Here is a 22,794-nt window from a genome sequence, read left to right as displayed (position 1 = left end):
TACCTCGCCGAGGTCGCCGGCACGTGGGAGCGGCTCGGTGCGCACAAGGCGTCGGTCGCGCTGGAGTTCATCTTCCCGCGCATCCTGGCCACGCAGGCCACCCTGGATGCGGTCGACGCATGGCTCGCCGACAACGCTGACACCGTCAACGCCGGTGCGGTGCGCTACGTCCGCGAAGGACGCGCCGACGTGGCCCGGGCCCTCGCGGCGCAGGCGTTCGACGCGTAGGCCGCGAAGCTGGCCGCGGTGGTCGAGGAGGTTGCCCAGCAACCGTCTCGAGACCCGGCGAGGTGGTGCCGGAACTAGTCGCGGGCGAACTCGCCGAGCAACTCGATCCCCCGGTTGAGACCACCGGCGAGGTCGCCCGCGGCGAAGAGCTCCGTCATCGCGGCGACCGCCTGCGACGACTCGTCGTCGGTGAGCCGCTCGCGGACGTGACCGCCGGTCACGATCTCGACGGCCTTGCGGGCGGTGTCGACCATGATCAGGACGCTGCGGGCGGGCAGCACGAGCGTGTTGTGCAGGCTCGTGGCGAAGTCGCGCGGGTCACCGGTGGCGGATCCGACGAACACCGAGATCTCGGCACGGCACGCCTGCTCGGCGTGCCGGATGGTGACGTCGAGCTTGGCGCGCTCTGCCTCGCTCAGGGATCCGTTGCTGTTCATGTCGGGCTACCAGGTCCCGCCGGCGCCGCCGGCCTTCGAGTTGTCGGAGTCCGGCGCTGCCAGCTCACCGGCCGCCTTGCGCGGGCCACCGAGCCACTGGTTCTCCGGCACGAGCGCGTCGATGCTCAGGTCCTCGCCACGGGCGAGGGCCGGGGCCACGAACAGCAGCGTGATGACCACGAAGGCCAGCAGCGGGATGCCGCCGAGGACGAGGAACGCGTGCAGCACGTCGATGTCGGGCTTCGGCTCCCAGCTGCCGGGGCGAGGCTCCGGGGTGTCGGCGGAGGCGGTGCCTGCCGACACGACAACGAGGAGCGCGCTCGCGCCGACGAGGGCGCACACAGCGAGGAGACGTCGAAGAACAGTGCTGGTCACGGGAGGAGGATATCGGGAGAACGACCTCGGTGGCGGGGGTGGTGTCGACAAGTGCCTCAGGAGGCTTTGGGAGACTGGCTCCATGTCGGCGTCCACGCTGTCCGTTCTGTCCCTCCCCACCGCTCTCCCGCTGTCCCTGTCCGCTCCCCTTGCGGCCAGTCCCTGCGCCGACGGTGAACAGGTCTGCGACCTGGCCTACGACTGGACGGGGAACAGTCGGCTCGCCGACTGGTCCGACATCCTGATCGGCAAGCCGCTCGCCATCCTGGGCCTGATCGTGTTCGGCCTTGTCGTCCGGTGGCTGCTGCACCGGATGGTCGATCGTGTGGCCCGCCGCGCCGAACGCGGTGTCCTGACCGAGCGGGTCGAGGGCGCCGTCCACGCGCGGCGCAAGCAGCGCGCAGCCACGATGTCCGGCGTCCTGAAGAGCATCGTCACGTTCGTCGTGGTCGCCATCGTGGGGACGATGGTGCTGAGCGAGCTCGGTGTCGCCATCGCGCCGATCATCGCCAGCGCAGGCATCCTCGGGATCGCGCTGGGCTTCGGCGCCCAGTCCCTGGTGCGCGACTTCCTGGCCGGCATCTTCATCTTCATCGAAGACCAGTACGGCGTCGGCGACGTGGTGGACGTCGGCGAGGCCAACGGGACCGTCGAGGCCGTCACCCTGCGGATGACCCGGCTCCGCGACATCAACGGAACCGTCTGGTACGTCCCGAACGGCGCGATCCAGCGTGTCGGCAACAAGAGCCAGAACTGGTCGCGCGCCGTCGTCGACGTGTCCGTCGGGTACGGCGAGGACCTGGCCAGCGTGCAGCGGGTGCTGCGCGACGTGGCCCACGACCTCTGGCAGGACGACGAGTTCAACCACGTCATCATCGAGGAGCCCGAGGTGACCGGGGTCGAGATGCTCGCCGCCGACTCGGTGACGATCCGGGTGATGGTGAAGACGGCGCCGCTGGAGCAGTGGGCCGTGGCGCGGGAGCTGCGCCAGCGGATCAAGGCCCGGTTCGACCACGAGGGCATCGAGATCCCGTTCGCCCAGCGCGTGGTCTGGCACCGGCAGGACCGGCGTGAGGCCGATGCAGCGCACACCGGCCCGGCAGCCGTGGGCGACGAGGGATGATGAACAGCGTGATCGACGATGAGTGACGCCCCGAGCTTCTACGACGAGATCGGTGGCTTCGAGACGATCCGCGGGATCGTGGCGAAGTTCTACGAAGGTGTCGCCCAGGACGTCGTACTCCGGCCGATGTATCCGGAGGCCGACCTCGCCCCGGCCGAGGAGCGCTTCCTGTACTTCCTGGTGCAGTACTGGGGCGGTCCCACGACGTACTCCGAACAGCGTGGCCACCCGCGGCTGCGGATGCGGCACGCGCCCTTTGCCGTGGACCTCGACGCGCGCGACCGTTGGCTCGGCCACTTCCGGGCCGCGCTCGACAGCGCCGCGCTCACGCCCGAGCAGGACGCTCGGTTCTGGGCCTACGTCACCCACGCCGCGAACTTCATGGTCAACACGACCGGCTGAAAGAAATTCCTGCCACCATGTAACGGCGGCTCTGCTCCGCGACAGGTACAGCACGAGGGACTCCCCGGTTCCTCGTCCGTGACCGCATCTGCGGCCACGGCGACGACACTCGAAAGAGAACCATGACCCGGCCGGACTGGATCGACACCCTGGGCGCAGAGCTGCGCCCCGTCGACCCTGATCCGGTACTGCTCGCGCAATTGGCGCAGTTGAGCGCAAGCTCGACGGCTCCTGCTGTGCGACCGGGTCGGTCGGCTGGCGCCCGATTCGCGATTGTGCTGGGGGGTGCGATCGCGGTTGGTGCAACCTCGTGGGCAGCGGGTGCCCTGCCCGGAACGGAATCTCCGTTTCGCCCTGAGGAGCAGGTGACGCAACAGCCGACCGACCCAACACCTGGAGGCGTCCGAACCCCACTTTCGGACACCCCGACGTCACCTGCTGGCGGGCAGTCCTCGCCAGCAGGTGGCGCCCAGGTCGGGAGCCCGCCGTCCGGGCGTCCCCCCGTGAGCGTGCCAGCCGGCTCCGGTGCACCCGGCGTCCCCGAGGGGGTCCCACCGGGTCGGCGCCCGGACCTGCCGACGCAGGTACCCGATCTGCCCACGGTGCCCAGCCTCCCGAAACTCCCTGACGTCCCGGCGACATCCCTTCCGCCGGGACTCAGTCGTGTTCCGACCCCGCCCGTTCCCCGCGGTTCCGCCCCCACCCCCCGGCCGCAGGAAGTTCTGGTGGACCGGGGGCGGTGACGACAGACGACGAGGTCGTCGCCGCAGCCAAGAAGGGCGACTCTGATGCGTGGCGTGAGCTCTATCGAGCCCACGCCTCTCGCCTGTTGCTGTGGCTCCGGACCCGCCAGTCCGGGGAGGAGAGTCCCGAGGACATCGCCTCGAGCGCCTGGCTGGTCGCCGCCGAGAAGATCGCCGGTTTCCACGGCACCAGCGACGACTTCGCAGGGTGGCTGTTCGGCATCGCTCGCAACCTGGCGGCCAACGCGCGGCGCCGCGCCGCACGGCGCGACCACATCGCCCTCACCGACGGCCCCTCCGCCAGCGATCCGGGGCCCGAGGCCACCTCGAGCGACGCCGACTGGGCGCGTCGGCTCCTGTCCACCCTCCCCGAACGGGAGCGCGACGTCGTGACCTGTCGCGAGGTGCTCGACATGGACGTCGCGACGACCGCGACAGCGCTCGACATCAGCGCCGTCGCCGTACGGGTGGCCCACCATCGCGGGCTCCGGCGGCTCCGCAACCGGGCGGTCGACGAAGAAACTGCTGAACCGGCGTAACACTTCGCCGACCTGCCTACATGTTCAGTGTGAAGGCAGCCCTCTTCCCGGGCGGGGGTTGACGGAGCAGCAACCCGGCAACACCCCCGCAAACCAGAAACAGGACATGACGAGTCAGCACCGCACACACCAGCTCCGCGTCGACGCACCGACGCTGGAGCCGGACGTGGTGTTCCTCGGAATGCTGGCCGACCTGAGCGCGAGCTCACGGGCGGCCGGCCCCCGAACGGCTCGGTCGGCTGGACTCCGGATGATCGTCGCGACAGCCTCGGTGGCTGTCGTCGCGGCAGCAACCTGGGCGGGCGGCAACGGCATGGAGACCCCACTCTCCCCCGCCGACGCCCCGTCCCAGCAGGAGCCCTCCGGCCCGCCGAGTCACGGAGACGTCGCCACCCCACAACGCGACGTATCCATCTCGCCCGGAAGCCCCGTGTCCCCGGGGCTTCCGGGCACACCCTCTTCCGTGGCCGACCAGGCGCACGGCGACGACCCGGCCCCGAACACTGCCCGGCGCAACGCGTCGAACAGCAAGGCGCTCGGCAAGGCCGACGCCAAGGCTGCCAAGGCCAAGGGCAAGGCGAAGCACAAGTCCAGCCGGACCAAGCAGTCCGCGTCGACCCGCTCGTCACGAAAGTAAAACTGACGGGCCGATTCCCCTCCGCTGCGGTGCGGAAGACGCGACAATGTGAAGTAGGTTCGGGAGATTCCCTCGGGCTGAAGAGCTGGCCGACAGGGGTGGGACACGTCCGTGCGCGCCGACGACGAACTCGTCGCCGCTGCCAAGAGCGGTGACTCGGCAGCGTGGCGCGATCTCTACCGTGCCCACGCCGGTCGACTGCTGCTCTGGCTCGAGGCGCGCACCTCCCCCGGTGGCGAGGCACCCGAGGACCTCGCGGCCGCCACCTGGCTCGTTGCAGCCGAACGGATCGCCGACTTCAACGGGTCCACGTCCGACTTCGGTGGCTGGCTGTTCGGGATCGCCCGCAACCACGCCGCCAACGCGTGGCGCCGGACCGGCACCCGCAGCCGTGGTCTCGGGGCGCTGGCCGTGTCCGCCGACCAGGAATCCCCAGGTCCCGAGAAGTCCCTGATCGGCGACGAGTGGGTGCGCCAGGCGCTGGCCGGGCTCCCGCCGCGCGAGCGCGACGTCGTCGCTTGTCTCGAAGTCCTCGACATGGACGTCGCGGCCACCGCGACCGCCCTCGGGATGACGGCCGTCGCCGTGCGCGTCGCACGGCACCGCGGACTCAAACGCCTGCGATCGGCCGTCGCCGAGTAGAACGCGTTCTATTCTTGGCCCATGACGCTCCTCGTCTCCGACACGAACCGGGTCCGCACCCTTCTCCTCAACCGTCCCGAGGCCCTCAACGCCTTCAATGAGGAGCTGTACGACGCCACGGCCGACGCGCTGCTCGACGCGGCCCGGGATCCGTCGGTCGCGGTGGTGCTCATCTCCGGCAGCGGCCGGGCCTTCAGCGCGGGCACCGACCTGCTCGAGATGCACCGGATCGCGACCGACCCGGACTTCCCGCGCGGCAAGCACGGCTTCGTCGGACTGCTCGACGCACTCGTCGACTTCCCCAAGCCGCTCGTCGTGGCCGTCAACGGACTGGGCCTCGGTATCGGCGCCACGATCCTCGGCTTCGCCGACCTGGCGTTCATGTCGACCCAGGCACGCCTGAAGTGCCCCTTCACCTCACTCGGGGTCGCACCCGAAGCCGCGTCGTCGTACCTCTTCCCGGCACTGGTGGGTCGGCAGAACGCCGCCTGGACCCTGCTCTCGGCGGAATGGATCAGTGCCGAGGAGGCACAGGCGATGGGCCTGGTCCTGCGGGTGTGCGAACCCGACGACCTGCTGCCCGTCACGCGTCAGCACGCCGAGGTGCTCGCAGCCCGGCCGATCTCCTCACTCATCGCCGTCAAGCGCACGATGACCGAACCGCATCGCGAAGCGATCCGCGCGGCGCGCGACCGCGAGAACGCGGCGTTCGCTGAACTGATGGGCGGACCCGCCAACCTGGAAGCGTTGGCGGCCTTCGCCGAGGGACGTCAGCCCGACTTCACCCAGCTGCCGGCCGGCTGGTGAAGCTGTCCTTCAGCGGACCACCCAGGGCCTCGACGATCGCCTCGCGGTAGCCCGGAGGCGGCACGACGGAGCGCTGCGTCATCGCGTCGAAGAACACCAGGACGCACCGGGAACGGGCCAGCACACCGCCACGGGCGCCGGCGCCGGACCCATCGACGATCTCGGCCTCGATGGTCATGGACTTGCCGCCCATCGCGGTCACGATGGACCAGCAGTCGTACGGCTCGGCCCGCAGCGTGATCGGGGCGACGTACTCCAGGTTGGTCTGCGCGACGACCACATTGATCCGCGGGAAGTCGGCGAGGGTCTCCTTGAGCTTCCGGAACAGCGCGATCCGCGCCTCCTGGAAGTACTCGAAGTAGACGACGTTGTTGACGTGGCGATAGATGTCGAGGTCCGAGAAGCGAACCTGGACGGGATAGTGCACGGCGTGCTCGCGCGGCACCGCCACCTGGACAGGACGGGAGCGCTCACCGCTCTCGGCGTACGGCGCCAGTGCGGCCCGCTCCTGTGCCGTCATCCGGCGCGGCGCACCGGTCGCCAGCACGAAGGGCGCCACCACCGTCCGGGCGCGGAGGAAGACGACCCGCTCGCCCTCGGCGGTGTCCCGGAAGATCTCGTGGTCGAGGGTGAAGCTGCCGCCGTGGATGCCGGTCACCCAGGACTCGATGGAGACCGACGAGTTGCCGAGCTTCAGCGGAGCCTGGAACGACACCTCGTGGCGGACCACGATGAAGCCGTCGCCCTCATGGCGTTCGACGCCCGCCGCGTGCAGGCACGCGCGGAGCAGCGCACCCCGGGCCTCCTGGAGGTAGTCGACGTAGCGCACGTTGTTGATGTGCCCGAGGAGGTCGAGGTCGGCCCAGCGCAGGGGGCACTCATAGCGATGGCGCACCCGAGCATGGTTCCACGACGACCGTCGACCCGGGGCAGGGTCCCCATCGCACGGGACCGGGACGTGGCATTCACCACTAGTAGAACGAGTTCCATTCTGGGCGCACTACGCTGTGCTCGATCCGTCTTCACCGTACCCAGGAGTGTTCATGCCCGAGGCCGTCATTGTTTCTGCTGCTCGTACCCCGATCGGACGGGCCAACAAGGGCTCCCTCAAGGACTTCCGTCCCGACGACCTGACCGCGCTGATCGCCCAGGCCGCGCTCGACAAGATCCCCGCGCTCAACCCGAACGACGTCGACGACTTCTACCTCGGGTGCGGCCTGCCCGGCGGCGAGGCCGGCAACAACATGGCCCGCATCGTCACCTCGCTGATGGGCTACGAGATCCCCGGCGCGACGATCACCCGCTACTGCTCGTCCTCGGTGCAGACCTCGCGGATGGCCTTCCACGCGATCAAGGCCGGCGAGGGCGACGTGTTCATCTCCGCCGGTGTCGAGACCGTGTCGCGCTTCCAGTTCGGCACGTCGGACCACATCCCGAACACGAAGAACCCGATCTTCGCGGACGCGCAGGTGCGCACCGAGGAGTACGCCCAGGGCGGCAAGGACTGGCACGACCCGCGCGAGGACGGCCTCGTCCCCGACGTGTACATCGCCATGGGCCAGACCGCCGAGAACGTCGCGCGCCTGCGCGGCCTCAAGCGGGAAGACCTCGACGCCTTCGGTGTGCGCTCGCAGAACCTCGCCGAGAAGGCGATCGCGGACGGCTTCTGGGCCCGCGAGATCACCCCGGTCACCCTCGCTGACGGCACCGTCGTCTCGGCGGACGACGGCCCTCGCGCCGGTGTCACCTACGAAGCACTGTCCGGCCTGCAGCCGGTGTTCCGCCCCGACGGCGTGGTCACCGCCGGCAACTGCTGCGCGCTCAACGACGGCGCGGCAGCGGTCGTCATCATGTCCGACACCAAGGCGGCCGAGCTCGGCCTCACGCCGCTCGCCCGCATCGTGTCGACCGGCGTCTCCGGCCTGTCCCCCGAGATCATGGGCCTCGGCCCGGTCGAGGCGACCCGCAACGCCCTCAAGCACGCCGGCATGACGATCGACGACATCGACCTCGCCGAGATCAACGAGGCCTTCGCCGCGCAGGTGCTGCCGTCCGCCGAGGACCTCGGCATCCCGATGGAGAAGCTGAACATCAACGGCGGCGCCATCGCCGTCGGCCACCCCTTCGGCATGACCGGCGCCCGCCTCCAGAACACGATGCTGAACTCCCTGGAGTGGCACGACAAGACCACCGGCCTGATCACCATGTGCGTCGGCGGCGGCCAGGGCATGGCCATGATCCTGGAACGCATCTGACTGATGGCGCGAGCGCGTCTTCGGCGTTGATCCGGTGCAGCAAGCTGCCCGTCGACGCCTCCCGCCGCGCTGCCGCGCGCGCAGTTGGCTTGAGCAGAGGTCGAGTTCGCTCGGCGGCAAGACCTGGTGGGCCGTAGCCTCGACGTCATGGACGTCGAGGTGCGGCCCGCCACCGTTTTCGAGGACGTACGCACGCTGGTGGGGCCGAAGCGGCCCGACGCCAACGTCTGCTGGTGCCTGAGCTACCGCATCCCCTCGAAGGTCAACAACGAGCTGAAGGGGCCCGAGCGCGGTGAGTTCGTCGCCGGGCTGCTGGCCGACGGCCCCCTCGGAGTCATGGCGTACGACGGCGACGAGCCGGTCGGCTGGGCCGCCGTCGCGCCACGCGCTGACACGACCTTCGCCACCAACCGGCGGATTCCCCACGTCGACGACCTGCCGGTGTGGTCTCTGTGGTGCATCCGCGTCCGACCCGGCCACCGCGGCCGCGGCATCTCCCACGCCCTGATCGCCGGCGCCATCGACTACGCCCGTGACGGCGGCGCCCCGGCCCTCGAGGCCTATCCGCTCGACAACGGCCAGGCGAAGGTCGACCAGACGATGGCGTACGCCGGACTCCGCGCGAACTTCGAAGCAGCTGGCTTCCGCGAGGTCGCCACCACCTCGTCCGTACTCAACGGACATCCCCGGGTACTGATGCGCCACGACCTACACTGACGCGCGTGACAGCGGACGACGACAGCACCGCGGGCTCTCCTGCCGAGCCGCGCTGGCTCGATGACGAGCAGCAGCAGGCCTGGCGTTCGTTCCTGCTCGGCACCACCCTGTTGCTCGACCGGCTCGACGAGGACCTGCGCCGTGACCACGGCCTGGCGGCCGTCGAGTACGAGATCCTCGTCCGCCTCTCCGAAGCGGGCGGCCAGCTGCGGATGGCGAAGCTGGCCGCGGCGCTGGCGCACAGCCGCAGCCGGGTCACCCACACGGTGAAGCGGATGGAGGGCGCCGGGCTGGTCGCCCGATGCGACTCCACCGAGGACGGCCGCGGCGTGGTCTGCCAGTTGACGCCCACGGGCGCGAAGATGCTGGAGACCGCGGCACCGAGCCACGTCGAGACCGTGCGCCAGTCACTCGTCGACCTCGTGCCGGCAGCCGACCTGGCCGCGCTCGGCCGCGTCATGGACGCCGTCTGTGACCAGTTGATCGCCGGGCACCCGGAGCGCGAGTTCCGCCACTGAGTCGGAGCCAGATTGTCCGGTGGCGCCTTCGGCGCCGGACGAGGTACCCCTGCGGGCCCATCGGGGTGCCGCCGGCGTCCAGCAACATGTCCATGTGCGCACCACAGTTGCGCCGGCGGCGGGGTCCCCGCTTTAGGCCCGCAGGGGTGGCCTCGGGAGGCGCCGAAGGCGCCACCGGACCCCCACCTGCCGGGTCAGTCGCGGGTCAGGCGACGGTGCGTGACGCGGTGCGGACGGGCCGCCTCCACGCCGAGGCGCTCGATCTTGTTGTCCTCGTAGGACTGGAAGTTGCCCTCGAACCAGAACCACTCGCCCTCGCTGTCCTCGGTGCCTTCCCAGGCGAGGATGTGCGTGGCGACGCGGTCGAGGAACCACCGGTCGTGGGAGGTGACGACCGCGCAGCCCGGGAAGTCGAGCAGGGCGTCCTCGAGGGCCGACAGGGTCTCGACGTCCAGGTCGTTGGTGGGCTCGTCGAGGAGCAGCATGTTGCCGCCCTGCTTGAGGGTCAGCGCGAGGTTGAGGCGGTTGCGCTCACCACCGGAGAGCACCCCGGCCTTCTTCTGCTGGTCCGGGCCCTTGAAGCCGAACGACGCGACGTACGCGCGGCTGTTCATCTCGAAGTTGGCGACCTTGATGAAGTCCAGGCCGTCGGACACGACCTCCCAGACGTTCTTCTTCGGGTCGATGCCGCCACGGCTCTGGTCGACGTAGGAGATCTTCACGGTCTGGCCGACGGTGAGGACACCGGAGTCGGGCTGCTCGCCGCCGGTGATCATCCGGAACAACGTGGTCTTGCCGACGCCGTTGGGACCGACGACGCCGACGATGCCGGCGCGCGGGAGGGTGAAGGAGATGTTGTCCCACAGGACGCGGTCCTCGAAGCCCTTGGTGAGGTTCTTGGCCTCCAGGACGACGTCGCCGAGGCGCGGGCCGGGCGGGATGTTGATGTCGGCCGCGTCGATCTTGCGGGCCTTGTCAGCCTCGTTGGCGAGCTCTTCGTAGCGCGCGAGACGCGACTTCGACTTCGTCTGGCGGGCCTTGGCGTTGGAGCGAACCCACTCCAGCTCCTTCTCCAGCATCTTGGCGCGCTTCGCGTCCTTGGCGCCCTCGACCTTGAGTCGCTCCTTCTTGGTCTCGAGGTACGTCGAGTAGTTGCCCTCGTAGCCGTGGATCTGGCCGCGGTCGACCTCGGCGATCCACTGGGCGACGTTGTCGAGGAAGTACCGGTCGTGGGTGACCGCGAGGACGGCGCCCGGGTAGGCCTTCAGGTGGCCCTCGAGCCACTGCACCGACTCGGCGTCGAGGTGGTTGGTGGGCTCGTCGAGGAGCAGCAGGTCGGGCTGCTGCAGGAGCAGCTTGCACAACGCGACGCGGCGGCGCTCACCACCGGAGAGCGTGTCTACGAGGCTGTCGGAGGGCGGGCAGCGCAGCGCGTCCATGGCCTGCTCGAGGCGGCTGTCGAGGTCCCAGGCGTTGGCGTTGTCGAGCTCGGTCTGCAGGTCCCCGGTCTCGGCCATCAGGGCGTCCTGGTCGGCGTCGGGGTCGCCCATCTCCATGTAGGCGTCCTCGAGGCGCTTCATCTTCGCCTTGATGTCGGCGACCGCCTCCTCGACGTTCTCCAGCACCGTCTTGCCCTCGGTCAGCGGCGGCTCCTGCTGGAGCATGCCGACCGTGGCGTCGGGGTCGCGCACGATGTCGCCGTTGTTGGGGACATCGAGCCCCGCCATCAGCTTGAGCAGGGACGACTTGCCCATGCCGTTGGGTCCGACGACACCGATCTTCGCGCCGTGCAGGAAGGACAACGTCACGTTGTCGAGGACGACCTTGTCGCCGTGGGCCTTGCGCACATTGCGCAGTGCGAGCACATATTCCGCCATGCCTCAAGGCTACGCAGCGCCCGACCGCCGGCCGAGGCCGGGGTCGGGGCCCGTCAGGCCGCGGCGTGGGGTGCCACCGGCGCCACCCACGGCTCCGCCGCTGCCTGGCCCGGTGACTGTGCAGGAGCCTGGGCCGGCGCCTGGGCCGGCGCCTGGGCTGGTGCCTTAACGAACGACGCGATCCCGCGGGTCAGGTCGTGGCCGATGGTGAATGCCTCGATCTCCACGGCCACGGCTTCGAGGCCGTTCTTGTTCACGTAGGTCCGGTGGTTGAGGCGACCCTGGATGATGACCGGGTCACCGTGGCCCAGCGACTTCGCGCCGTTCGCGGCAAGACGTCGCCACGCACTCACGCCGTACCACTGGGTCTCGCTGTCGACCCACGTGCCGGTGGCCTTGTTGAAGTGGCGCGGGGTGCAGCCCACACGGAAGTTCAGCACCGGAACCCCGCCGACATCGCGCACCACCGGGGTGTTCCCGATCCAGCCCTGGATCGTGACCATCGTTTCGTTCGCCATCTGCCTGCCCTCTCAGTCGATGCCGGGCACCTGCGTGACCGGTCGAGGGAGAGTTCACTGCGAATCGCCGACGCATGGCCGCGTCAGCGGTCGACCCTGTGCACAACCAGCCACACCGGCCGGGGCTGGGGACGACAAACGGCACGAGACGGCACTCGTGAAACCGCTGCGGCGTCAGGCCTTGGCGGCGTCCACGCCCCGGCGGAAGGCTGCGTACGACGCCAGCTCGGCACTGACCGGCTGGACGACCTCGGTGTCGACCAGTCCGTGCACGACGGCACGCAGCCGGTCGTCGGCCGCCTCGGCGCGGGTCCGGGCCAGGCCCTTGACCAGGATGCGCCCGACGATGGCCAGCAGCAGCCCGAGCACCAGGGCTCCTCCACCGACCAGGGGCGGCAGCGGCAGCCCGGCGACCTCGGGCAGGTCCTCGACCTTGCCCTGCACGGCGCCAACGCCCCACCAGGCCAGGCCGGCAACCGCAGCGAGCAGCAACAACCAGTGCAGGAGACGGACGGCGCCGACCCAGAACGGAAGACGCCCCCCGAGGGGGACCCTGCCCAGTTCGTGGTTCAGGCGGTCACCGAGCTCGGCGAGCCGACTGGTGGCGGCGGTGCGCACCTGACGCGACCACGCGGGACCCACGCCGTCGCTGAGCTCGTCAGCCAGTCCGCGAACGCCGGTGTCGACGGTCGCGCGGTCCAGGGGCGCGATCCGCGGGGCGCCGTCGAGGGCCTCCACGTCGGGGTCGCGGCGGTTCAGGAGCGCCAGCGGCGGCCACATGACCGCGCGCTTCGCCGAGGAGCCCAGGGTGCGCTCGATGCTGTCGACCACGGAGGAGACACCGGCGGCGTCGGCCACGACCTCCTCGAGGTCGCGCACCCGCGCTACAGGCAGCGCGACCGCAGGCGTCCTACCGCCTGCGGACTCGAGCCGGCCAGCAGCGGCCACGACGTCGGCCTCGACGCGCGCGGTCGTGCTGCGCTTGTCGGCCACGCGACGCTGGATCTCGGCGCGCAACTCGTCCATGCCGATACCGGCCTTGGCCGAGATCGCGAGCACCTGGACGTTCGGCAGGCCGTCGGCGACCAGCAGCCGGCGGACGTCGTCGACCATCGCCTGACGACGGTCCTCGGGGACGGTGTCGATGTGGTTCAGGACCACCAGCATCACGCCCTGGTGCGTGGCCATCGGCTTGAAGTACCGGTCGTGCACCGCGGCGTCGGCGTACTTCTGGGGGTCGAGGATCCAGACCATCAGGTCGGCGACGGCGAGCAGCCGGTCGACCTCGAGGTGGTGGGAGACCTCGGTCGAGTCGTGGTCGGGCAGGTCGAGCAGGACGACGCCATCGAGGGCGTGGTCGTGCCGGCTGTCGAGCATCGAGTCGCGCATCGTCTGGTGACGCGGCGGGATGCCGAGGTACGCGAGCAGCTCCTCGGCGCCTTCGCTCCCCCACACCACGGCCGTGGCCCAGGAGGTCGTGGGACGACGGATGCCGACCGAGGACAGTTCCAGTCCCGTGAGCGCGTTGTAGGTCGAGGACTTGCCGGAGCCGGTGGCGCCCGCGATGGCGACCACCGTGTGGCGCGCGGACAGCTTCAGTCGTCCGGTCGCCTTGTCGGCAGCAGCAGCGACGTCATCGAGGATCCCGTCGGGGACGTGACCACGGGCAGCCACGACAGCGTCACCGAGTCCGGCGACCCGGGTGCCGATCGCGGTCCCGCGGGTGGCCAGGTCACCGAGCTGCGGCGTTGCCTCCTCGAGCGCATCCGTCACAGGTGTTCACCGGTTCCCTTCTTGGCCGCGGCGAACCGCAGGTCGTCCACGCGTCGCGCCGCCTGGCGCAGCTGGTGAGGTGCATCGGGCTTGAGCTCCCACTGCGCCGCGGGCGCAAGGTAGCGGGCACGCTCGGCGCTCATCAAGGTCGACAGCCGGCGGGCGAGGGTGCCGCGTGCCTGGTTGATGATCCGCTCGGTCGCGTCGCGACCGAGGACCGTCTCCAGCAGCGTCTGCCCGAGACGGACCGCTTCGGCCGACTGACCGCGCGGCGCCGGGCCGGCAAGGGCCACCACACCGAGGGTCACGGCCAGGCCGTGCACGCCCAGGGCCAGGAACCGGGCACTGTGCCGGGCGTCGCCGGCCTCGTGCCGCACGAACTCCTGGAGCTCCTCGTGCCAGCCACGGACCTCTTGCTCGGTGCGGGCGCGCAGCGCACGACCCGCACGAGTGAGATCGTCGGTCGTGGAGGCGAGCAGGCCTTCGCCGTACTCCTTCTCGCGCCAGCCGTCGGACGCGATGCCGGCGGCACGTTCGGCGTGATCGGCGACGGCTGCTTCCAGCGCCATCTCGATCGCGACGGCGACCCGCTCGGCCTGCTGCGGCTTGCCCTTGATCGCGTTCACGAGGCGCTCGCGGACGAAGCCGACCTTCGCCTCGAGACTGCGCACCAGCTCGCCGCTTCCTACGAACTCCTGCCAGCGCGCCAGCAGGTCACCCCGCAGGAGCGTGCCGTCGGCAGCGGCCGTGGTGAGCTCGGTCTGCGCGTCGTCGTAGACCTTGTCGGCGACGACCAGGAGCTCGGCGATCGCGTCCACCTGGAGGGCCGCGGCGTCGGCGATCGGGAAGGCCTTGCGCGTGACGGTGCGGACGGCACCGGCCACGGTCTGGCTGACGAGCTCACGTCGTCCGGACGCGTCGGCGGCGAGGGCTTCGAGCCAACCGCGGATCTCCGCGGCGTACGACGTCGGGAGCAGGCCGTCGTCGCTGACGGTGCCGTGGGCGACCGTGAACAGCGGGCTGTCCTTGAGGCCGCGGGCAGCCATCATCCGGGCGAGGTGCACCGAGACCGTCGCGACGTCGTCGGCGGGCGTGCGGCTGAGGACCAGCGCGACAGCGGTGTTGCGTTCGACGGCGACCTTGAGGTGCTCCCACGGGACCTGGTCGGAGTACCGCGCAGCGGAGGTCACGAAGAGCCACAGGTCGGCGGCGGCGAGCAGCTGGGCCGCGAGCTCACGGTTGCGTTCGTCGACCGAGTCGACGTCCGGGGCATCGAGGATCGCCAACCCGCGCGGCACCTGGGTGCTGGGGACCAGCTGGATCGCGTTCTGGTCGAGGGTCGGGTCGTAGACACGGGCCAGGTCGGGCAGCAGCCGGTCGACGCCGAACCAGCGGTGGTCGTCGGGGTGGTGCACCAGGACGGGCGAACGGGTCGTGGGCCGCAGCAGGCCGGGCGTGGTCACCTTGTGGCCGACGATGGTGTTGACGAGGGTCGACTTGCCGGCGCCGGTGGAACCGCCGACGACGACGAGAAGGGGCGCCTCGACCTCGGCGAGGCGCGGGATGACGTAGTCCTCGAGCTGGTCGATGACCTGCTCGCGCCCGACCCGCAGGGCGCTCACGCCGGGCAGGTCGAGGGGCAACGGCGCAGCCTTCAGCGCCCCGTGCAGCCGCACCACTTCGGTGAGCATGCGGGAGCTGAGTCCGTCGTCGTGGAAGTCGGCACCGGTCAGGGCCTGGTGTCCGGGGGTCATCGCTGGGGTACCACCTGTCCGGGAAATGCGATCCGCGGCCGAGCGGCCTGGATCCGACCGAGGAAGTCCTGTCCGCGCAGCTGCCAGTCGGCAGGCGCGGTGCCTCGGAGAAGTCGGTGATGCAGGAAGCCCAATTCGATCGCTGCCTGCTGGTAGTCGCGCATCGCGCGCTCGGCGTCGGGGCCGCCGTTGCTGCGGGCGTGCTGGCGGGCCTGACGGCGTGCCCGCAGGTTCACGACCCAGCCGATGTCGGTGGCCGGCAGCAGCCCGCGGTGGGCGGCATCGGTGAGCGCGGCCCGCAGGATCGTGGCCTCGGTCTCCCGTGCCCACCAGGCCAGCGCCACCAGGCCGATGAAGGCGGGCGCCATGATCACGAGGTAGACCACGAGGAAGCTGCCGAAGCCGAAGACGGTCGAGCCGTTCCACAGCCCGTGGGCGAGTACGGCGAGCGCGTACCCACCGAGCGGTGCCAGCCAGCGCACCGACGTGGTGCGCGAGGTCACCGCGAGGCCGATGCCGATGCCGGTGAAGGCCGTGAAGAGCGGGTGCGCGAAGGGGCTGAAGATGCAGCGCAGGACGAAGGTTCCGGTCACCGCCTCGACGCCGCCGGGGCCCATGCCGTCGGAGCCGTTGTAGGCCGCGGCGAGGTAGAGGATGTTCTCGGTGAAGGCGAACCCGACGCCGACCATGCCGGCATAGACGATGCCGTCGAGGATGCCGTCGATCTCTGCACGACGCCACCACAGGAGCAGCACCAGGAACAGGCCCTTGCTGGCCTCTTCGACGATGGGTGCAGCGACGGCGAGCGAGAAGTCGTCGGTGAAGCCGACGAGGAGTCCCCCGAGGCCCTGCACGACCACGGCCGCCATGGTCGCCACGAAGGCGCCCCAGGCCAGGCCGAAGGCCAGCAATGCCTTGGGTTCGGGCTCGTAACGGTCGAGCCAGAGGTACGCCGCCAGCACCGGTCCGACGGGGACCGCAGCGAGGCCGGTGGCGACCAGCGTGGTCCCCGGAGCACCCGACAGGGCGAGCACGAGGAGCGTCAGCAGTGCCCCGACAGCGACCGCCACGGTCACGACGACCGTGAAGGCAACACTGTTGCGGGGTGCTGTGGACATGGGCTGCAGCCTATCGGGAGCCTGACGTGCGGCCCTGATCGCGGCGTACAGTGGGAGGGGTGAGTGACAACACCCCCCAGCTCAAGACTGAACAGCACGACCCCGCCGTCCCGGAGGCCTACCTCGCCTTCATGCGGACCGGTTGGGACGATCGCGGCGCCGCCGTGGAGCGTCAGGCCGTCGCAGATCCGGCAGCCGCGCGACGTACCCGGCTGGCCGAAGCGTTCCCCGGCGAGCGGCTGGTCCTTCCCGGCGGCGGCTACAAGGTGCGGGCCTACGACACCGACTACCGCTTCCGCGCCGACACGGCCCATGCGTACTTCTCGGGCAACCAGACCTCGGACGCCACGCTCGTCATCGAGCCCGACGGATCCTCGGTGCTGTACGCCCGACCGCGCTCGGGCCGCGACAGCGACGAGTTCTTCCGGGACCGCCAGTACGGCGCCCTGTGGGCCGGCAAGCGCCCGTCGGCCGAGGAGCTGGAGGCCGCCCTCGGGCTGTCGGTTCGCCACGTCGACGACCTGGCCGCCGATCTCGCTGCGGGCGGCGCCAAGACCCGCGTGCACCGCAACGTGGCGGCCGACGTCGACGCCCTGGTCTCCGGCGACGAGGGGCGTGACACCGAGCTCGCCCGCGTCGTCTCGGAGATGCGCCTGGTCAAGGACGACTGGGAGGTCACCGAGCTCCAGGCTGCCGTCGACGCGACCACCCTCGGCTTCGAGGACTGCGTCCGCGAGTGGGACCAGGTCCTCGAGCACGGCGAACGCTGGCTCGAAGGCACGTTCTTCCGTCGCGCGCGCACCATGGGCAACGACCTCGGCTACGACTCGATCGTGGCCTGCGGACCGCACGCGACCACGCTGCACTGGATCGAGAACTCCGGGAGGATGGTCCCCGGCCAGCTGGTGCTGCTCGACATGGGCGTCGAGGGCGCGAACCTCTACACCGCCGACGTGACCCGGACGATTCCTGTCTCCGGCACCTTCACGCCGCTGCAGCGCGACCTCTACACGCTCGTGCTCCAGGCACAGGATGCCGCCATCGCAGCGCTGAAGCCCGGCGAGAAGTTCCTCGCCGGCCACGACGCCGCGATGAACGTCCTCGCGCACGGCCTCGGCGACCTCGGCCTGCTGCCCGTGTCGGTCGACGAAGCCCTGTCCCCCGACTCGAAGGTCTACTCCCGCTGGACGCTCCACGGCACCAGCCACATGCTCGGCATGGACGTGCACGACTGCGGCCACGCGGCGCCCGAGGCCTACCGCGACGCTGACCTGGTCGAGGGAATGGTGCTCACCGTCGAGCCCGGCCTCTACTTCCAGGCCGACGACCTGCTCGTTCCCGAGGAGCTGCGCGGCATCGGCATCCGCATCGAGGACGACGTCGTCATGACTGCCGACGGCGTCCGCAACCTGTCCTCGGCCCTGCCCCGCACCCCCGACGCGATCGAGGAGTGGATGGGCTCGCTCCGCGGCTGAGACCGCCTGGTCGCGACCGTCCGGGGAGGTTCTTGACAGGCCTCGGGCGGAGGAGCAGCCTGAACAATTGGACGCTGAAACGCACCGGGGACGAGGCGCATTTCGTGCGCAAGGCATCGAGGAGTCTCCGGGGAAACACGCGTGTACAGGGCAACGAGTTGCTGCTTCTCGTGGTTCCCTGCCGCCTGCCCTCCCACGTCCGGGCGCGGCCCCCCGGCCCCGGAGCTGTGACGACGAGACCTAGCCAGTCATTGCGCGGCCATCACGACCCCAGTCGGGGATCCGCTTCGTCGAGCATCCCCGAGACCGGTTCGACCGGTCGCGCCAGCGAGCCCTTCTGTCACCGAACTGCAACCCGACGACGGCTCGCGAACGCACAACAGAGAACGCACTCTCCTTTGGAGAAGCTCATGTACAGGAAGCTCATTGCACTACTGGCCACCCTGTTGGCCTGCTTCGTCGTGGCAGGAGGCGTGATGCCCTCTCCGGCATACGCCGACAGCCCGCACTACATCAAGGGCCCCACGGCAACCGTCGACGGCAACAGCCTGGTCGTGTCGTGGAAGGCGGTCGGACTGGGCAACACGGCGACCAGTGTCGAGTTCAGCCTCACCGGCACCGTCACCACCACGTCCCAGTGCTTCACCAAGAGCGGCAATCCGGTCAACGGTGTCCCGAAGTCGGAGACGGTCGGAGTCAACGCGACCGGCACGTTCCCCGTCCGGAACGGCCAGACCACCGGCTCGCTCACGATCGCGCCGATCTCCACCCTCGAGTGCACGGGAAAGCAGCACGTCGTGATCCTGGCGACCGACTTCGACCTGACGCTCTCAGGTGACGGCCTGCCGCCGGTCCACATCACCGGCTGATCCGCACGACCCACCGCCTCGGGGCCGGCCAGCGAGTACCGAAGTCAGGCGGCAGGACGCAGAGGAGTCCTGCCGCCTCTGCGCGCCAGAGTGTCGACAGGTCCTTCAGACCGACGCAATGGTCCCCAGGTCACGGATCGCCGCACAGCACCGTGCCGTCATGACGGCGAACATCCGGTCCCCGCGCTCGGTACGGGTCCCGTAGGCCTGGCCGAACACGCAGACCAGTGGTCCCTGCAGCATCGCGAACCGGTAGTCGTCCCAGCACTGTTCCCGCGAGTACGACGTGACACCGTGCCCGACGAGTGCCCGGTGGTAGGCAGCGACGAGCGCCTCTTCCGCGACGCGACGAGGTTCGGGATCGAGGCTGGTTGCGACGACGTACGCGAGGTCGCGGGCCGGCAGGGCCAGGCTCAGGGTCTGCCAGTCGACCGCCACCACGCCAGGCCCGCCGTCGGGCGGGAACAGCAGGTTGTCGAGGCGGTAGTCGCCGTGCACCAGCCCGAACCGCTCGGGCCGGGCGAGGGCCCACTGCTCGATCACGGGCACGATCGCCCGCACGGTCCTGATGTCATCCGCGGAGAGCTGGTCGGCGAGGTTCTCCACGAACAGCTCGACGGCCGGGCCGAACAGCTCGGCCATCAGCGCGGCGTCCTCGGGGCCGTTGACGGACAGGCCCTCGATCTCGAGCAACGCGGGGTCGCACCAGCGCGGTCCGTGGAGCCCGGCGAGGTTCACGACCGCGTCCTCGACCTGCGTCGCCGGGCACCCAGCGACCTGGTCACCCTGCACGGCCGGGGCGAGGTCCTCCAGGAGCAGGACGAAGTCGCCGCTGTCGGGCGCCATCGCGGCGTGGTGGGTCGCTGGCACCCGGACCGCGACCATGTGGGCGATCTCGTCGTAGAACCGCACCTCGGTGCGATAGGGATTGGCGAGCATCGTTCGCGCCGCCGGGTCGACGGCGGGCAGCTTCGCCAGCACGGTCGCCGGCAGTGCCGGGTCGCCCCGCAACGTCAGGCGGTAGCAGGTGCCGATCTGGCCGGTTCCGACCGGTTGCACGTCGACTGCGTCGACCTGGGTGCCGAGAGCGAGGGTCAGCCACTCCGGCGTCAGGCCGTCGACATCCGCCACCAGCGGGACGAAGGCGCTCATCGGGCTCCTGCGCTCACCAGCGACCAGCCCGGGTTGAGGGGCAGCGCATCGAGAGCGGGGTCACGCACCGCAGCCCAGGCCTTCACCACGGGGACGAGCTCCCCGGGCGTTGCCCCGTGCAGTACGACGGAATCGGCGCCGGCGTCGAGCTGGTCCTGGATCCGTCGCGCGCAGTCCTCGCCGGAGCCGCTGGCAGCAGCAGCCAGCCACTCGGCGGGAAGGACCTCGTCCTGCAGCCGTCGGAGCTCCTCGACCGTCCCGATCGCGTCGAACGCACCGGGATAACCGTGCACCAGGGGGTGGTCCCGGAACCGCTGGAGGTCGTCGAGCGACCAGCCGTTGGCCCGGACCAGCACCTCGCCGTACCCCTGCAGGTAGGTGGCCAGCCGACCGACGAGCTTGCGGAGCCGGTCCTGCTCGGAGATCGACTCCTCCACGGTGGCGAGCACCGACCAGATCCGCACCGATGCCGGATCGCGACCGGCCTCTGCTGCCGCACCGCGGATCGTGGCCACCGCACGGGCGAGGGTCTCGTCGGTGAAGAAGGTGTGCAGCACGACACCGTCGGCGACGCGGCCAGCCAGCCGGAGCGACTGGTCACCGATCGCCATCATCAGCACGGGGATGTCCTCGTCGAAGGCGGGGTCCTGCGACAGGTACGGGTAGTCGCCGGCGGGTCCCGTGTGCCCGAACGCCTCCCCGTGCCACAGCCGGCGGTAGATCGAGATCGCGTCGGCCATCTGCGCGCTGGTGACGCGCGGGAGTCCCATGACGTCGAAGAGCAGGTCGAAGCCGCGGCCCAGACCGAAGGCGTAGCGGCCTCCGCTCATCCGGTGGACCGATGTCGCGAGGGTGGCGGTGACCAAGGGGTGTCGGGTGTTGTGGTTGGTGGCCGCAGTGGCGATGCCGATCCGTTCGGTCGCCGCCGCGACGGCACCCGCCAGCACGCCCGCGTCCTTGACGTTGAACCGCTCGGAGAGGAACACCGACCCGATGCCGAGGTCTTCGGCGAGGCGCACCTCGGTGAGCAGGTCACGCGGGGACGCGGTGTGGCCGGCCAGTCCGTAGCAGCCGATCTCGGGCATCATCCGGGAAGTTTGACTGCCGACTGGACACTTGTCCAGCGTCGTGACCAGTATGAACAGTTTCCGCACTGACTTCCGAGTAACCACTACGCGGGACCAGACTCGACCCGTGCCCAAGCGAACTGCCACCGCGTCCTCGTACTCCATCACCATGCGCCTGCACACCACGGTCGACCACGGCGTGGTCGGCGGGGTGGCGACGGCGATCGCCGAAGCAGGCGGTGTCGTCACCGCGATCGACGTCGCCGAGTCGAGCAACCAGCGCCTCACCGTCGACGTCACGTGCTCTGCGGCCGACGCCGAGCACGCCGGCGAGCTCACCGAGGCGGTCAAGGGCGTTCCGGGCGTCGAGGTGCACAAGGTCTCCGACCGCACGTTCCTGATCCACCTCGGCGGCAAGATCGAGGTCGGCTCCAAGGTCCCGCTGAAGACCCGCGACGACCTCTCCCTCGCCTACACCCCCGGCGTGGGCCGGGTCTGCATGGCGATCGCCGAGAACCCCGCCGACCTGCGCCGCCTCACCATCAAGGGCAACACCGTCGCCGTCGTCACCGACGGCAGCGCCGTGCTCGGCCTGGGCAACATCGGCCCGGGCGCCGCCCTTCCCGTGATGGAGGGCAAGGCCGCCCTGTTCAAGCGGTTCGGCGGCATCGACGCGTGGCCGATCTGCCTGGACACCCAGGACACCGACGAGATCGTGCGCGCCGTCGAGCTGATCGCCCCCGGCTTCGGCGGCATCAACCTCGAGGACATCGCCGCGCCGCGCTGCTTCGAGATCGAGGCCCGGTTGCGTGAACGGCTCGACATCCCGGTCTTCCACGACGACCAGCACGGTACGGCGATCGTCGTGGTCGCCGCGTTGACGAACGCGCTGCGCGTGGTCGGCAAGGAGATCGGCGTCGCACGCGTCGTCGTCTCCGGCGCCGGGGCCGCCGGCACCGCGATCGTGAAGCTGCTGATCGCGGCCGGTGTGCGGGACGTCGTCGTCGTGGACCGCGCCGGCGCGCTGGTCGCCGGCGACGAGGGCCTCTCCCCCGCCCACGTGGAGCTGGCGAGCCTGACCAACCGCGACGAACGCCGCGGCGGCCTGCAGGACGTCCTCGTCGGTGCCGACGTCTTCATCGGCGTCAGCGCCCCGGGCGTGCTCCAGGCGGAGTGGATCCCGACCATGGCGCCCGACCCCGTGGTCTTCGCGCTGGCGAACCCGGACCCGGAGGTCGACCCGGCACTGGCCGCGAAGTACGCCGCCGTGGTGGCCTCGGGACGCTCCGACTTCCCGAACCAGATCAACAACGTGCTCGCCTTCCCCGGCGTCTTCCGGGGCCTGCTCGACGCCCGCGCCACCGAGGTCACCACCGACATGATGCTGCGCGCCGCCGACGCGATCGCGCACGTCGTACACGACGACGAGCTCAACGCGAGCTTCATCATGCCGTCGGTCTTCCACCCCGAGGTGCACACGGCCGTGGCGACGGCCATCGCCCTCAAGACGGAGTGAACCTCAGCGGGTGCTGACCACCGCGTGACCGGAGCCGTGGCTCGGCGACTTCTCGCCGTCATCCTCGAGCGAGGCGGCGGTCGAGACGACGAGGCCTCCGAGCAGGAAGCCGATCACGCCGGCGGCAAGGGTGTTGACGTTCATCAGTGGTGCTCCATTCCGGAGTGCTCGTCGTGCTCGTCGTGCTCGTAGTGGTCGTGGTGGTCGTGGTGGGCGTGGTGGGCGTGGTGCAGGGCGTGGCCCTTGCCGCGG

The 22,794-nt window shown here is 70.2% G+C and carries 24 protein-coding genes; 13 read left to right on the top strand and 11 right to left on the bottom strand.

Annotated features, from left to right (window positions below; all coding sequences use genetic code 11):
* On the top strand, positions 1-228 hold a 228-nt coding region (locus ACOADB_RS03005), incomplete at its 5' end, for a hypothetical protein (protein WP_378596436.1).
* A 74-nt stretch (positions 229-302) separates the two neighbouring features.
* On the opposite strand, the gene ACOADB_RS03000 is transcribed toward ACOADB_RS03005, so the two are convergent.
* On the bottom strand, positions 303-665 hold the full coding sequence (locus ACOADB_RS03000; protein ID WP_378596435.1) for a DUF5130 family protein: 363 nt from the start codon (positions 663-665) through the stop codon (positions 303-305).
* 6 nt (positions 666-671) lie between these two features.
* Positions 672-1,040 carry a hypothetical protein gene (locus tag ACOADB_RS02995; protein WP_378596434.1) on the bottom strand — a complete coding sequence of 123 codons (369 nt, stop codon included), beginning with the start codon at positions 1,038-1,040 and terminating at the stop codon, positions 672-674.
* An 82-nt stretch (positions 1,041-1,122) separates the two neighbouring features.
* Here ACOADB_RS02995 and ACOADB_RS02990 point away from each other — a divergent pair, with 82 nt between their 5' ends.
* The 6 genes from ACOADB_RS02990 (at position 1,123) to ACOADB_RS02965 (ending at position 5,933) form a co-directional block, all read left to right on the top strand.
* Entirely contained in the window at positions 1,123-2,163 is a 1,041-nt protein-coding gene (locus ACOADB_RS02990; RefSeq protein WP_378596433.1) for a mechanosensitive ion channel family protein, read from the top strand.
* A gap of 18 nt (positions 2,164-2,181) precedes the next feature.
* On the top strand, positions 2,182-2,565 hold the full coding sequence (locus ACOADB_RS02985) for a globin (RefSeq protein ID WP_378596432.1): 384 nt from the start codon (positions 2,182-2,184) through the stop codon (positions 2,563-2,565).
* A 739-nt stretch (positions 2,566-3,304) separates the two neighbouring features.
* A complete protein-coding gene (locus tag ACOADB_RS02980; RefSeq protein WP_378596431.1) occupies positions 3,305-3,847 on the top strand; it encodes an RNA polymerase sigma factor in 543 nt (180 codons plus the stop codon).
* 106 nt (positions 3,848-3,953) lie between these two features.
* On the top strand, positions 3,954-4,484 hold the full coding sequence (locus ACOADB_RS02975; protein ID WP_378596430.1) for a hypothetical protein: 531 nt from the start codon (positions 3,954-3,956) through the stop codon (positions 4,482-4,484).
* Between the two features lie 111 nt (positions 4,485-4,595).
* Positions 4,596-5,126 carry an RNA polymerase sigma factor gene (locus ACOADB_RS02970; RefSeq protein WP_378596429.1) on the top strand — a complete coding sequence of 177 codons (531 nt, stop codon included), beginning with the start codon at positions 4,596-4,598 and terminating at the stop codon, positions 5,124-5,126.
* A gap of 21 nt (positions 5,127-5,147) precedes the next feature.
* The gene (locus ACOADB_RS02965; protein ID WP_378596427.1) at positions 5,148-5,933 is read left to right on the top strand and encodes an enoyl-CoA hydratase/isomerase family protein; all 786 of its coding nucleotides are present in this window, start codon (positions 5,148-5,150) and stop codon (positions 5,931-5,933) included.
* Here the strand turns inward: ACOADB_RS02965 and ACOADB_RS02960 are convergent.
* Positions 5,908-6,828, bottom strand: coding sequence for an acyl-CoA thioesterase (locus ACOADB_RS02960; protein ID WP_378596426.1), 921 nt, complete (start codon positions 6,826-6,828; stop codon positions 5,908-5,910). The genes ACOADB_RS02965 and ACOADB_RS02960 overlap by 26 nt on opposite strands.
* Before the next feature lie 148 nt (positions 6,829-6,976).
* On the opposite strand from ACOADB_RS02960, the gene ACOADB_RS02955 reads away from it, so the two are divergent.
* From ACOADB_RS02955 to ACOADB_RS02945, 3 genes are all read left to right on the top strand, one after another.
* Positions 6,977-8,188, top strand: coding sequence for an acetyl-CoA C-acetyltransferase (locus ACOADB_RS02955; protein WP_378596425.1), 1,212 nt, complete (start codon positions 6,977-6,979; stop codon positions 8,186-8,188).
* A gap of 147 nt (positions 8,189-8,335) precedes the next feature.
* A complete protein-coding gene (locus ACOADB_RS02950) occupies positions 8,336-8,905 on the top strand; it encodes a GNAT family N-acetyltransferase (protein ID WP_378596424.1) in 570 nt (189 codons plus the stop codon).
* 5 nt (positions 8,906-8,910) lie between these two features.
* Entirely contained in the window at positions 8,911-9,423 is a 513-nt protein-coding gene (locus tag ACOADB_RS02945) for a MarR family winged helix-turn-helix transcriptional regulator (protein WP_378596423.1), read from the top strand.
* A gap of 194 nt (positions 9,424-9,617) precedes the next feature.
* Here ACOADB_RS02945 and ettA read toward each other — a convergent pair whose 3' ends face one another.
* The 5 genes from ettA to ACOADB_RS02920 all read right to left on the bottom strand — a co-directional run bounded on the left by ettA (position 9,618) and on the right by ACOADB_RS02920 (position 16,463).
* Positions 9,618-11,300 carry an energy-dependent translational throttle protein EttA gene (gene ettA / locus ACOADB_RS02940; protein ID WP_378596422.1) on the bottom strand — a complete coding sequence of 561 codons (1,683 nt, stop codon included), beginning with the start codon at positions 11,298-11,300 and terminating at the stop codon, positions 9,618-9,620.
* 53 nt (positions 11,301-11,353) lie between these two features.
* A complete protein-coding gene (locus ACOADB_RS02935) occupies positions 11,354-11,818 on the bottom strand; it encodes a single-stranded DNA-binding protein (protein ID WP_378596421.1) in 465 nt (154 codons plus the stop codon).
* A 174-nt stretch (positions 11,819-11,992) separates the two neighbouring features.
* A complete protein-coding gene (locus ACOADB_RS02930; protein WP_378596420.1) occupies positions 11,993-13,591 on the bottom strand; it encodes a GTPase in 1,599 nt (532 codons plus the stop codon).
* Complete coding sequence (locus ACOADB_RS02925) at positions 13,588-15,345, bottom strand: dynamin family protein (protein ID WP_378596419.1); 1,758 nt, start codon at positions 15,343-15,345, stop codon at positions 13,588-13,590. The genes ACOADB_RS02930 and ACOADB_RS02925 overlap by 4 nt, the downstream gene beginning before the upstream one ends.
* Positions 15,342-16,463, bottom strand: coding sequence for a PrsW family intramembrane metalloprotease (locus ACOADB_RS02920; RefSeq protein ID WP_378596418.1), 1,122 nt, complete (start codon positions 16,461-16,463; stop codon positions 15,342-15,344). Before ACOADB_RS02920 ends, ACOADB_RS02925 begins: the two co-directional genes overlap by 4 nt.
* Positions 16,464-16,522: 59 nt before the next feature.
* Between ACOADB_RS02920 and ACOADB_RS02915 the strand changes: the two genes are divergently transcribed.
* Both ACOADB_RS02915 and ACOADB_RS02910 read left to right on the top strand, forming a co-directional pair.
* On the top strand, positions 16,523-17,938 hold the full coding sequence (locus tag ACOADB_RS02915) for an aminopeptidase P family protein (protein WP_378596417.1): 1,416 nt from the start codon (positions 16,523-16,525) through the stop codon (positions 17,936-17,938).
* 410 nt (positions 17,939-18,348) lie between these two features.
* Positions 18,349-18,807: a hypothetical protein gene (locus tag ACOADB_RS02910; RefSeq protein WP_378596416.1), complete on the top strand. Its 459-nt coding sequence runs from the start codon at positions 18,349-18,351 to the stop codon at positions 18,805-18,807.
* Between the two features lie 105 nt (positions 18,808-18,912).
* Here ACOADB_RS02910 and ACOADB_RS02905 read toward each other — a convergent pair whose 3' ends face one another.
* Both ACOADB_RS02905 and ACOADB_RS02900 read right to left on the bottom strand, forming a co-directional pair.
* Positions 18,913-19,959 (bottom strand): phosphotransferase family protein, encoded by a 1,047-nt coding sequence (locus ACOADB_RS02905; RefSeq protein WP_378596415.1) that lies wholly within the window; start codon positions 19,957-19,959, stop codon positions 18,913-18,915.
* Complete coding sequence (locus tag ACOADB_RS02900) at positions 19,956-21,047, bottom strand: TIGR03857 family LLM class F420-dependent oxidoreductase (RefSeq protein ID WP_378596414.1); 1,092 nt, start codon at positions 21,045-21,047, stop codon at positions 19,956-19,958. The genes ACOADB_RS02905 and ACOADB_RS02900 overlap by 4 nt, the downstream gene beginning before the upstream one ends.
* A 148-nt stretch (positions 21,048-21,195) precedes the next feature.
* On the opposite strand from ACOADB_RS02900, the gene ACOADB_RS02895 reads away from it, so the two are divergent.
* Positions 21,196-22,542 carry an NAD-dependent malic enzyme gene (locus tag ACOADB_RS02895; RefSeq protein WP_378596444.1) on the top strand — a complete coding sequence of 449 codons (1,347 nt, stop codon included), beginning with the start codon at positions 21,196-21,198 and terminating at the stop codon, positions 22,540-22,542.
* 3 nt (positions 22,543-22,545) lie between these two features.
* Here the strand turns inward: ACOADB_RS02895 and ACOADB_RS02890 are convergent, their stop codons facing one another.
* Positions 22,546-22,686 (bottom strand): hypothetical protein, encoded by a 141-nt coding sequence (locus tag ACOADB_RS02890; RefSeq protein WP_378596412.1) that lies wholly within the window; start codon positions 22,684-22,686, stop codon positions 22,546-22,548.
* Between the last annotated feature and the right edge of the window lie 108 nt (positions 22,687-22,794).

The sequence above is a fragment of the Nocardioides sp. CPCC 206348 genome, from assembly GCF_048654705.1.
Classification (GTDB): Bacteria; Actinomycetota; Actinomycetes; order Propionibacteriales; family Nocardioidaceae; genus Nocardioides.
This window is presented reverse-complemented; position numbering and strand designations above follow the sequence as displayed.